The sequence below is a fragment of the Arthrobacter sp. BB-1 genome (genome assembly GCF_006151685.1).
Lineage (GTDB): Bacteria > Actinomycetota > Actinomycetes > Actinomycetales > Micrococcaceae > Arthrobacter.
Genome location: NZ_VDEV01000012.1, coordinates 11,804 through 23,776, shown reverse-complemented (window position 1 = coordinate 23,776; position 11,973 = coordinate 11,804). Strand labels below are relative to the sequence as shown.

General features: G+C 65.5%; 9 protein-coding genes. 8 read left to right on the top strand and 1 reads right to left on the bottom strand.

Going from position 1 to position 11,973, the window contains the following annotated elements:
• The first annotated feature begins 24 nt into the window (after positions 1-24).
• The gene (locus FHJ30_RS06335; RefSeq protein WP_139028463.1) at positions 25-1,644 is read left to right on the top strand and encodes a PucR family transcriptional regulator; all 1,620 of its coding nucleotides are present in this window, start codon (positions 25-27) and stop codon (positions 1,642-1,644) included.
• 40 nt (positions 1,645-1,684) lie between these two features.
• On the opposite strand, the gene FHJ30_RS06330 is transcribed toward FHJ30_RS06335, so the two are convergent.
• A complete protein-coding gene (locus FHJ30_RS06330) occupies positions 1,685-2,479 on the bottom strand; it encodes a nitrilase-related carbon-nitrogen hydrolase (RefSeq protein ID WP_139028462.1) in 795 nt (264 codons plus the stop codon).
• 202 nt (positions 2,480-2,681) lie between these two features.
• Between FHJ30_RS06330 and FHJ30_RS06325 the strand changes: the two genes are divergently transcribed.
• The 7 genes from FHJ30_RS06325 to FHJ30_RS06295 all read left to right on the top strand — a co-directional run bounded on the left by FHJ30_RS06325 (position 2,682) and on the right by FHJ30_RS06295 (position 11,780).
• The gene (locus tag FHJ30_RS06325) at positions 2,682-3,872 is read left to right on the top strand and encodes an ROK family transcriptional regulator (RefSeq protein WP_139028461.1); all 1,191 of its coding nucleotides are present in this window, start codon (positions 2,682-2,684) and stop codon (positions 3,870-3,872) included.
• A gap of 131 nt (positions 3,873-4,003) precedes the next feature.
• Positions 4,004-5,560 (top strand): multiple monosaccharide ABC transporter ATP-binding protein, encoded by a 1,557-nt coding sequence (mmsA, locus tag FHJ30_RS06320; protein WP_139028460.1) that lies wholly within the window; start codon positions 4,004-4,006, stop codon positions 5,558-5,560.
• A 46-nt stretch (positions 5,561-5,606) separates the two neighbouring features.
• On the top strand, positions 5,607-6,890 hold the full coding sequence (mmsB, locus tag FHJ30_RS06315; protein ID WP_139028459.1) for a multiple monosaccharide ABC transporter permease: 1,284 nt from the start codon (positions 5,607-5,609) through the stop codon (positions 6,888-6,890).
• Positions 6,891-6,938: 48 nt separating this feature from the next.
• Positions 6,939-8,042 (top strand): sugar-binding protein, encoded by a 1,104-nt coding sequence (locus FHJ30_RS06310; protein ID WP_139028458.1) that lies wholly within the window; start codon positions 6,939-6,941, stop codon positions 8,040-8,042.
• 137 nt (positions 8,043-8,179) lie between these two features.
• Positions 8,180-9,250 carry a Gfo/Idh/MocA family protein gene (locus FHJ30_RS06305; protein ID WP_139028457.1) on the top strand — a complete coding sequence of 357 codons (1,071 nt, stop codon included), beginning with the start codon at positions 8,180-8,182 and terminating at the stop codon, positions 9,248-9,250.
• A 182-nt stretch (positions 9,251-9,432) separates the two neighbouring features.
• On the top strand, positions 9,433-10,362 hold the full coding sequence (locus FHJ30_RS06300; protein WP_139028456.1) for a hypothetical protein: 930 nt from the start codon (positions 9,433-9,435) through the stop codon (positions 10,360-10,362).
• A gap of 95 nt (positions 10,363-10,457) precedes the next feature.
• Positions 10,458-11,780: a hypothetical protein gene (locus FHJ30_RS06295; protein WP_139028455.1), complete on the top strand. Its 1,323-nt coding sequence runs from the start codon at positions 10,458-10,460 to the stop codon at positions 11,778-11,780.
• The last annotated feature ends 193 nt before the right edge of the window (positions 11,781-11,973 follow it).

The window sequence follows — 11,973 nt, the reverse complement described above, 5'->3', positions numbered from 1 at the left end:
CAAAGTGACCTATAGTCTTCACTCATGAGACGCAATGCACCATCCGCCGGTGACCGCCGCGACCAGCTGGACGCCGTGACCCTGGATCAGTTCCTGGCCGCCCTGCCGCGGGAGGTGGTGGTGGTGAACGACGCCGGCAACGGGCAGGCGCCGCTGCGGTGGGTGGAACCCAGCGAACTGGAGGACCCCACGCCGTACCTGCTCGACGGCGAATTTGTCCTGACAGCGGGCCTGCCTTTCCGTGAGGGCGGCGGCAACGCCGCGGCAAGGGCGGATGAGTATGTGCGGGGGCTCGTGGCTGCCGGGGTTGCGGCCTTGGGCTTCGGCCTGGAGCCGTATTACGACGCCGTACCTAACCAGGTGGTGGCAGCCTGCCGGCAGCACGGGCTCACCTTGGTGGAGGTACCGGCCAGCATTCCTTTCGCCGCCTTGGGCCTTGAGTTTTCCAAGCTCCTCGAATCCGGCAACGCGCAGGTGTTCCGCCAGCTGGCAGAAACCAACCGGCACCTCATGAGGGCGGTCCTTTCCGCCCGGCCGGAGCACGAACTGCTGGCTGCACTGATCCAGCGCGTGCCTGTGTGGGCCGTCCTTGTCGGAACAGACGGGCGGGTGCGCGCACGGGCGGGGGCCGCCGTCGGCCTTTCCCAGCTCCAGCCGCTGCTCAAGCGGCTCGTCATGGGCAGCGGGCCGCGCGTCGAGACGGAAACGTTGGAAACCCCAGAAGGCACGGCGCTGGTGTTCGGGCACCCGCTCCGGAGCACCAGGGACGCCACCCTCGGCAGCCTGGTCCTGGGAACAGACAGGCCGCTCACCCCGGCGCAGAACAATGTGGTGTCCTCCGTGGTGGGCCTGCTGGAGCTGCTGGTGCGCCAGCGGACCAGCGGCTCGTTGGCGCCCAGCCAGCTGGCCACAGCCCTGCTCCTGCATCCCGAGAGCCTGTCCGGCGGCGGCCGGGGGTTGGACAGCCTTCAGGACCTGCTGGCCCAAAGCGTTTCGGGAACCAGGCAGGGCCCGGTCCGGGTGGTCCAGGGGGTACGGGCCCAGGCCGCCGCCGCCACCCCCGACGGGCCTGTACGGGAGCTGCTCCAATGGCGGAGGCTTTTCGACACCAAAATGGTGGAGCTCACCGATTACGGGTTCGCGGCCGTGACACGGCTGAAGGTGGATGAGCCCCTGCTGTCCGAGGTGGAACAGCTGGGCTGGCGCCTGGTGGTGGGTGAACCCACCGGGTTGCCGGGCCTCGCCGCCGCGTATCGGCGGGCCAGCGCCCTGCGCCCGCGGGTACTGAATGCCGGAAGGAGCCTCAGGGAAGAGGAGCTGACGTGGTCCGTCACCGGCCTGCTGGGCGGCGATGCAGGCGCCCTGCTGGCCGCGCGGCTCCTCGCGCCCATCCTGGAACTCGGCGGCGAACGCCGGGCGTCGCAGCTCCGGATCCTCCGGTCCTGGCTGGCCGCGCACGGAAGCTGGGACGCCACCGCTAAGGACTTGGGACTGCACCGGAACAGCGTGCGACGGCAGATCAATGCCGTGGCGGAGTTGCTGGGCATGGACCTGGGGCAGGCCCAGGCGCGGGCAGAGCTGTGGATCGCACTCCAGTACGCGGATGACGCTGCACCGGACGGCCTTGCGGAGGACGGCACGTAGCTGTGACCCAGGTTCAGAGGCCCCAATTCGGAGGCCCGGTTCAGAGGCCCCAGGACCGGTAGACGTCCGGGCGGCGTTCATCCAGGTACGGCACCGCCCGCCGCTCCCGGGCGGCGGCACCGGGATCCACCTCGGCATAGAGGAGCTGCGGTTCCCCGCGCGCCTCTGCCAGCAGCCCGCCGTCGGGCCCGGCAACCACGCTGCCGCCCAGGAATTTGCACCCGTCCTCTTCCCCGGAGTGGTTGGCGTAGGCGATGGTGAGCTGGCTCTCGAGCGCCCGCGCACGCAGCAGGACCTGCGGGACGTCGTCGAAGCCGTGCGCCAGCGCGGTGGGGACCAGCAGAAGCTCCGCCCCGCCCGTGGCCGCGGCCCTCACGGACTCGGGAAATTCGACGTCGTAGCAGATCACCAGCGACGTGGGGATTCCATGGAAGTCCACGACGGCGGGGCGCTCCCGCGCGGGGCTGAAGGCCGCACGCTCATGCGGGCCGAACAAGTGCACCTTGCCGTAGCTGAGGAGGCTGTTACCCGCGGCATCCAAAAGCGTGGCACTGATCTGCCACTCCCCTTGGCTGGTGACCCGCGGCAGGCTGTAGACCAGTCCGATGCCGTTGGTCCGCGCGATCGCGGCCAGCCTGTCCTGGAGCGCCGGCAGGAGGGACGGATCCAGTTCCGCACGCACCCGGCGGGGAGCATAGCCCACGGGAAAAAGCTCAGGGGTCACCAGGACTGCCGCGCCACGGGCCGCCGCGGCCTGGGCGGCGGCTGCGATGGTTCGGCAGTTTGCCTCGTTATCAAGGACCGCGGAGTTCGCCTGCAGGACTGCCAGCAGCACTGGTTCCACCTTCCGTCGTCGGGGGCCGCCCGAGTGGGCCCTCCGTCCAGCCTAGCGAGCCGGCCGCCGCGGCCCGGGGTCTGTTTGCACCCCGGGCGGACCGGCGGGGGTCAGATCGTCCTACCCACCCAAGGATGGTCCCAAACTGGACCATGCGTTAACTTCTTGACTACAAGGCCGCCCGTAGGGCAATCTTCTTAGCATGTCCGCAACCACGCGCTCAACGAGGAGCAAGCCGAAAAATCCCGGGTCCCAATCGGCCCTGCGGCAGCTCAACCAACAGCGGATCATCGAAACGCTGATGGTCGGCCCCGCCACCCAGGCTGAGCTCGCCCGGCAGACCGGCCTCTCCACCGCGACCGTTTCCAACATCGTCAAGATCATGCTGGACTCCGGACTGGCGTCCGCCGAGCCCACCACCAGTTCCGGCCGCCGCGCACTGAACGTCAGGCTCAACAGCAACGGGGCCGTGGCCGTCGGCATCGACTTTGGGCGCCGGCATCTGCGGGTGGTCCTGGCCTCGCTCAGTTACCACGTGATCGCCGAGGAATCCGTGATGCTTCCGCTTGGCCACCAGGCCGAAGAGGGAGTCCGGGCGGCAATGGCCCTGCTGGAGAAACTGCTGCGGGAAAGCGGCGTCGAACGCACCGCCGTGGTGGGCGCCGGCGTCGGTATCCCCGGGCCCATTGACCGGCGCACGGGCACCGTGGCACAAGGGGCCATCCTGCCCGAATGGGTAGGGATCAACATTCTCCAATACCTTGAGGAAACCCTGGAAATCCCCGTATTCGTGGACAATGACGCCAATCTCGGCGCTTGGTCCGAGGTTACCTGGGGACACCACTCGGGGGTCAGCAACCTGCTGTTCCTCAAGATTGGCTCGGGCATCGGTGCGGGCCTCATCCTCAACGGCGCCCCCTATTACGGAAACGTGGGAATCACGGGCGAAATCGGCCACGCCACCATCCATGAACAAGGGTTGGTGTGCCGCTGCGGCAACCGGGGCTGCCTGGAAACCATCGCGTCCACCACAACCATGATCGAACTCCTCAGCCGCGGTGAAGACCGGCCACTGACGCCCGCAGACATCGTGCGCAAGGCCCTGGCGCGGGACTCGGCCACACTCCGGGTGGTCGACGACGCGGGCCTGGCCGTAGGCCGGGCGCTGGGCAACGTGGCCAACCTGATCAACCCGGAAGTCATTGTGGTGGGGGGCCCGCTCGCGGGCCTCGGCGACATCCTCCTGGACCCCATCAGGCGGGGACTTGTCAGGCATGCCGTGCCGGTCATTGGCGAGACAACAACACTGGCCATGTCCTCCCTCGGCGACCGCGCGGAGGCGCTGGGAGCTGCCGCACTCGTGTTCCAACATGCCGGAATCCGCGAAACCTAGACCGTTTCGTTACCCGCCGTTTGCGTTAAAGACTTGACGACAACAGCAGTGATCCAGTTTACTTTTGGATCAGACGGCCCTGCGCTTTGCCGGCCGGACAAAGAAGTCATCGCATTGGAGGGTTAGGGCTCATGACGTCCCAGACCACGCAAGCGGAACCGATCATCCTTGAGATGCGGTCCATTACCAAGGAATTCCCCGGCGTTAAAGCGTTGGACAACGTGAACCTGCGGGTAAAGGCCGGGGAAATCCACGCCATCTGCGGCGAAAACGGCGCCGGGAAGTCCACCCTGATGAAAGTGCTCTCGGGCGTCTACCCGTACGGCAGCTACGACGGCGACATCGTCTACCAGGGCCAGGTGCAGCAGTTCCGTGACATCCGGGCCAGCGAACACGCCGGCATCGTGATCATCCACCAGGAACTGGCGCTGATTCCCGAACTGTCCATCATGGAGAACATCTTCCTGGGCAACGAACCCACCAAGCGCGGCGTCATCGACTGGGCCGAAGCCCGGCTGCGGTCCCTGGACCTGCTGGCCAGGGTTGGCCTGCGGGACGACCCCGACACGCCCATCAAGGAGATCGGCGTCGGCAAGCAGCAGCTGGTGGAAATCGCCAAGGCGCTGAACAAGTCCGTGAAGATCCTCATCCTCGACGAACCCACAGCGGCGCTGAACGAGTCCGATTCCCAGCACCTGCTGGACCTGATGCTGGGCCTGAAAGCCAAGGGCATCACCAGCATCATCATTTCCCACAAGCTGAATGAGATCGAGCAGATCGCCGACTCCATCACGATCATCCGTGACGGCAAGTCCATCGAGACGCTGGACGTGAAGGCTGACGGCGTGGACGAGGACCGCATCATCAAGGGCATGGTGGGGCGCACGCTCGAGTCCCGGTTCCCGGACCACACCCCCAAGATCGGCGAGGTCTTCTTCGAGGTCAAGGACTGGAACGTTGCCCACCCGCAGATCCAGGACCGGATGGTCTGCAAGAACTCAAGCTTCTTTGTCCGCCGCGGCGAGATCGTCGGGTTCGCGGGGCTCATGGGCGCCGGCCGCACCGAACTCGCCCGCTCCGTGTTCGGCCGCTCCTACGGCCACTTCGTCTCCGGACACATCTACATGCATGGCAAAGAGGTGGCCCTCAAGAGCGTCCACCAGGCCATCGAGGCCGGCCTCGGCTATGTCACTGAAGACCGCAAAACCCTTGGCCTGAACCTGCTGGACGACATCAAAACGACCACGGTGTCAGCCAACCTGGAGAAGATCAGCAAGCGCAGCGTGGTGGACACGAACAAGGAGTTTGCGGTCGCCGAGGAGTACCGGAAATCCCTGCGGACAAAAGCCCCGTCGGTCCAGGAAGGGGTGGCCAAGCTGTCGGGTGGAAACCAGCAGAAGGTGGTCCTCGCGAAGTGGATGTTCACGGACCCGGAACTGCTGATCCTCGATGAACCCACCCGCGGCATCGACGTCGGGGCCAAATACGAGATCTACGGCATCATCCAGCAGCTGGCCAACCAAGGGAAAGGCGTGATCGTCATTTCCTCTGAACTTCCTGAACTGCTGGGGCTCTCGGACCGCATCTACACCATCTTCGAGGGCGCCATAACGGGCGTCCTCAATAAAGAGGAAGCAAGCCAGGAGAGCCTGATGAAACTGATGACTTCCGCCCGAAAAGCCGCCTAACCCTCTGGAGCCTTCCAGAACCTTCCAGATACGAGGACCGAAAACAATGAACGCGCTCAAGAAACTCTTCGGTGGCGACACCCGCCAGTTCGGGATGATCTTTGCCCTAGTGGCTCTGATAGTTCTCTTCCAGTGGCTTACGGGCGGCATCACCCTCACCCCGGGCAACGTCATCAACCTCTTCAACGGCAACTCCTACATCCTGATCCTGGCCATCGGCATGGTGCTCGTCATCATCGCCGGCCACATCGACCTGTCCGTGGGATCGGTGGCGGCGTTCGTAGGCATGGTGGTGGCCATCGCCATGCGCGACTGGAGCCTCCCCTGGTACCTGGCCATCCTGCTGGGACTGGGCCTCGGCGCCGCAATCGGCGCCTGGCACGGCTGGTGGACCGCCTATGTAGGCATCCCGGCGTTCATCGTGACCCTTGCGGGCATGCTGATCTTCCGCGGTGCGCAACAGTTTGTTGGCCAGTCCAACTCGATTCCCGTTCCCCGGGAGTTCCAGTACATCGGCGCCGGCTATCTGCCCGAAGTCGGGCCGGACACGGGGTTCAACAACCTCACGCTGCTCCTGGGCCTTGCCGCTGTTGCGTTCGTGGTTATCAGTGATGTCCGGCGCCGCCGTACCGCCAAAGCACTCGGCGCGGAGGTCCCGGAGGCGTGGGTCAGCATCCTCAAGCTTGTCCTCATCTGCGGCGCCATCCTCTACGCAACGTACCTGTTCGCCACCGGCCGCCCCGGGACCTCCTTCCCGGTTCCAGGCCTCATCCTCGCCGTCATGGTGCTGATCTACGGCTTCGTCTCCTCCAAGACGGTGGTTGGCCGGCACGTCTACGCAGTCGGCGGCAACCGCCACGCGGCGGAACTCTCCGGCGTGAAGTCGAAGAAGATCAATTTCCTGGTCATGATGAACATGTCCATCATCGCCGGGCTGGCCGGCATGATCTTCGTTGCCCGGTCAACCTCTGCGGGCCCCTCGGACGGCACCGGCTGGGAACTTGACGCCATCGCGGCGGTGTTCATCGGTGGCGCGGCAGTGACCGGCGGCGTCGGCACCGTCATCGGCTCGATCGTCGGAGGCCTGGTCATGGCCGTGCTGAACAATGGCCTGCAGCTTCTGAGCGTTGGCGCCGACTGGCAATCCATGATCAAGGGCCTGGTGCTGCTGGTCGCCGTGGCCATCGATGTGTACAACAAGTCCCAGGGCCGCGCTTCAATCATCGGCTTGATGATGAAGAACTTCAGCCGGCCGTCCAGCGGAACCGGTACGCCGCTGCAGCCGGACGAAGTCACCTCCACCCGAGAAACCATTTCCAGGGAAGCCTGAGCATTTCAGCTTCCTGAACCAATACCCCAAAAGAAAGTGGACACAGAAATGCGAATGTTTGGCAAAGCAGGAAAAGCAGCAGCAGTTGCTGCGATCGCAGCACTGGCGCTGACGGGCTGCGGACGTTCCGAGCCATCCACCTCAGGCGGCGGCTCGACCGGCGGAACCGGCGGCTTCGCGCAGGACTCCGCGATCGGCGTCGCACTTCCCAAGAAGACCAGCGAGAACTGGGTCCTGGCCGAAAAACTGTTCAACGATGGGCTGACCAGTGCCGGTTTCAAGCCCACGGTGCAATTCGCCAACAACGGTGTCGCCGAGCAGCAGAACCAGATCAGCGCCATGATTGCCAAAGGCGCCAAGGTGGTCATTGTCGGTGCCCTTGATGGCTCCCAGCTTGGCACCCAACTCCAGCAGGCCAAGGACGCCGGCGCCACCATCATCGCCTACGACCGCCTGCTGCTGAACACCGAGAATGTGGACTACTACGTGGCCTACGACAACTTCAAGGTGGGCGAGCTCCAGGGCAAGGCCCTGCTGGAAGGCATGAAGGCCAAGAAGCCCAGTGGCCCGTACAACGTTGAGCTCCTGGCAGGGTCCCCCGATGACGCCAATGCGAAGGTCTTCTTCGACGGCGCAATGAGCGTCCTGAAGCCGAAGATCGACGATGGCACGCTGAAGGTACTCTCCGGCCAGACGACGTTTGAGAAGGCTGTCACCCAGGACTGGAAGGCTGAGAACGCCCAGCGCCGGATGGATACGATCCTGACCGGCTCTTACGGCACCGAGTCCCTGGACGGCGTCCTGTCGCCGAACGACACCCTCGCCCGCGCAGTCCTGACCTCCGTCAAGGCCGCCGGCAAGCCGCTCCCCGTGGTTACCGGCCAGGACTCCGAGGTTGAGTCGGTGAAGTCCATCATGGCTGGCGAGCAGTACTCCACCATCAACAAGGACACCCGGAAGCTCGTTGAGCACGCCATCACCATGGTGAAGGACCTCCAGGCCGGCAAGGAACTGGAAATCAACGACAAGGACTCCTACAACAACGGCGTCAAGACTGTTCCCGCCTACCTGCTGGAGCCCGTCATCGTCACCTCTGCAAACGTGAAGACCGCGTACGTCGGCGACCCGGTGCTGGAACCGATCACCAAGTAAGCAACCTTCTCACGGAAAACGCCCGGCCCCCTTTCTAAGGGGGACCGGGCTTTTCTATTGCCCAAAGACCCCCGCGCCCTGTCGCTTTCCGCAGGTCAAGGCCGAACACGCCAACCCGGGAATGAGAGGATGGGCCCATGAGTGCGCCCATCGCGAAGCCGTGGCTGTCCAGCCAGCCAGACCAGGATCCCCGTTCCGCCACCGGAACTCCCCTCCGCTGGGGAATCATCGCCACCGGCGGCATTGCCCGTTCCGTGTCCCAGGACCTGGCTTTGCTCACGGATGCGGAACTGTATGCCGTGAGCTCACGGGCCCAGGACACAGCCGACGCCTTTGCGGTGGCATATGACTTCACGAAAGCCTACGGCGATGACGGCGGCGTGCCCGGCTACCAGCGGCTGCTCGCGGATGAGGAAGTCGACGTTGTCTATGTGGCGACGCCGCATGCGCAGCACTACGAGATTGTGCTTGCGGCGCTCAACGCCGGCAAGCACGTCCTGTGCGAAAAGGCCTTCACCATCAACGCCCGCGAGGCAGCTGAACTCATCGACCTTGCCCGGAGCCGCAAGCTTTTCCTGATGGAGGCGGTCTGGAGCCGCTTCCTGCCGAGCATGCAGCGGGCCTTCGAGATCGCTGCGTCCGGTGAGCTCGGTGAAGTCCACTGGGTGACCGCGGACCTTGGCTTCCCCGCCCCCTACTCCCCCACCTCCCGGCTGTGGGCAAGGCAGGACGGCGGCGGTGCGCTGCTGGACATTACGGTTTATCCGCTGCTGTGGGCATTGGGCACCCTTGGTTTTCCGCAGACAGTGAGTGCCACCGGCTTCATTAACGACGACGGCGTGGACTCCCAGAACGCCCTCACCTTGGGGTACAACCACGGAGCGCAGGTGCAGCTGACGTCCTCACTGCTGGCGCACGGTCCCCGGACCGCTACCGTGGCCGGCAGCCTGGGCTTCCTCCAGAGCGTGGGCTCGATTAACAACCCCGGCGAATTGACGGTGTCCACGGGATGGGACGAACGCCGGACCGAGGCTTTTGACGTGGTGGGCCGGGGCTACGCCTATGAACTGCGGGAAGTGACCCGCTGCATCCAGCAGGGCCTGACCGAGAGCCCCGTCATGCCCCTGGATGACACGCTGAACACCATGCGGCTCTTTGACGGCGTACGTGCGCAGCTCGGGGTCAGCTATCCGAACGACCAGCACTGAACAGCCGGACTCCGGCCTGTGATCGGCTTGTTAAGCCCATGACCGGTCCCTGCCCTGCTGTGATACCTGCGACCAGAAGTTTTTGACTTTGTCGAGTTGTTTTAGCAGACCCTAGACTTCATGCAACATTCGGTCTTAGGCTGTAGCCATCGTCGAATGCATCAGTACTGGGGGTGGTACGCATGGCTGGTAATCGCTCGCCGTGGCGTGCCCTTCGGCCAGTGCTCCTTGCCGGAGCCGCCACGCTGACCTGGCTGACGTTTTCCACCTCCACGGCTTCGGCCGATACCCTTCCGGACACAACTACCCTGTTGGGGGGCGTCACCAATTCTGTTTCAGCGGTGACGGAAAAGCTGCCCGTTCCCGTGGCTCCGGCACACGCGGCGCCCACGCCTGCACCGGTCTCCTCACCTGGCCTGCTGACACCCCTCGTGGGAGAGGTCTCAGGGGTTGCAGACCAGATCGTCTCGACGGTGCCTGTCGTGAACCATGTGGTCCCGGCCGGGGCGGTATCGGTCATTTCGATTCCTATTGCGCACGTCGCGGACGCGGCAACGGCGGAAGTGGCGGAGGCGGTAATTCCACCTGTCGCCGAAGCCCTTCCGGTGCTTGAACCTGTGCTGCAGCCTGTTTCCGGCCTGGTGACGGGCTCGGCACCGCTGCACGTTGACCTTCCCGGCCTGCCCTTGGTAGGTGGGGAACTGGATGGTCCAGCCACCGCAAGTGTTCCGGCAGGTTCGGACGCCGCACCCGGCGAAGCCATCCCCACGGCGAATACTTCAGCTGTTCCGCTTGTTGCGGCGGCTTCGGGCGCCGAGCCTGGCGATGCCGCCCTGCCGGAGGCTTCTGCGGCTTCATGGGCGTATATTGCCGGGCCAGACACGGCGCGGGAGCAGCCGACGGCGGGCCCCTCGCCAGCCCCCGCCCTGGCTCCTGCCGTACCCGCTTCGGGCACGGGGAGCAGCGCGCCCTCGGCGGGCTCGTCTGGCGCAGCGGCCTGGCTAAGCGCCTTCAATTTTGACCCTGCATCGCCCGGCGCTGTCAGCGCCGGGGATATCACTGAGCACGCCCCTGCACCGGTGTCATTCGACCCCGGTTCCCGTCCTGACTAGTTGAGACCCGTCTGCCCTTTTGCGGCAGAACGCGGCTATAGCGGGTTGCTGACCAAAGCACCCCGACACCTCAACTTTCTTCAGGAGACAACACCATGAGTGCGAACCTTCGCAGGGGGCTGCTTGGCACCCTCTTTGCCGGCGGGCTTTTGGCCCTCGGCTGCACCGCGGCGAACGCCGCGGACACCACCAGCGGATCGGATCTTTCCGCATCTGCCCTCATCTCGGCGGCGGCCGCTGACTCGACGTCGTTGGGCCTGCTGGGTGGCTCAACGCCGTCCGACTCGACGGCCGCCGCCGCCACTGTGGACGCAGCGGTCAACGTCGGAACCGTCACGGGCACCGACAACGGCGCCACCGCCGACCTCGCCGCGGCAGCCGCCGTCGACCTAGGCCTCGGAACCACCGGCACCGACACCACTACTGCCGACGCGGTTGTAGCCGCCGACGCAACCCTCGGCCTCGGAACCGCCACGGGCACCGACAATGCCACCACCACCGACCTCGCCGCGGCAGCCGCCGTCGACCTGGGCCTCGGAACCACCGGCACCGGCACCACCACCGCCGACGCGGTTGTAGTCGCCGACGCAACCCTCGGCCTCGGAACCGCCACGGGCACCGACCTGGCCGCGGCAGCCGCCGTCGACCTGGGCCTCGGAACCACCGGCACCGACACCACCACTGCCGACGCGGTTGTAGCCGCCGACGCAACCCTCGGCCTCGGAACCGCCACGGGCACCGACAACGCCACCACCACCGACCTCGCCGCGGCAGCCGCCGTCGACCTGGGCCTCGGCACCGGTACCACTGCCACCAACGGCAACGACGCAGCCGCAACCGACCTGACCGTCGCTGCGGATGCCGTCATCGACCTCGGGCTCGGAACCACCGGCACTGAGGGCACAAACACTGGCCTCGGCACCGTCCTGGATGCCGTCATCGACCTTGGCACCGGCACCGACACCGGCACCAACGGCACCACCAGCGGACTGGATGCAGTGGTTGGGCTCGGCATCGACCTTGGACTGGGCGGCGTCAGCACCCCCGGAACTGGCAGTCCGGGCACTGCTGACCCCGGCACCGATGGCAGTACCGGAGGCACCGGCACCGTAGATCCCGGAACCAGCACCCCCGGCGTTGGCACGGGTACGGGCTCCGGCACGGGTTCGGCCAACGGAACTGATGCCGGCACCTCAGGCGCCGGCGGAGTCTCAGCAGCACCTGCTGCCGGCTCCACAGCAGTTGGCGGCACAATCGCCGTCGACACCGCCGCGGGCAGCGCCAGCACCCGCAGCACCCCAGCCCAGGGCGGCGCCCCCGCCCTGGCCAAAACGGGCGTGGACGCGTCACTGGTCCCCCTCGCCCTGTTGCTTCTGGTGGCAGGACTCCTGATGTTCCGTAAGCGGAAAGTGTCCTGATACCGAAGCCTCTGACAGTGCCTGCACCACGCGCCTGAAGCGGCAGCAGCAAGCAGGCTGAAGGAAAGGAGGTACCCCAAGAACGAACGCAAGACCTTACACAACATGTCTTCAGCACACATGTCCTTGTGGCCGGTGGTCCGGCAGTGAAAGGCTTCTCTTTCGCAGCCGGACCGTCGGTGTGCCCGGCTGT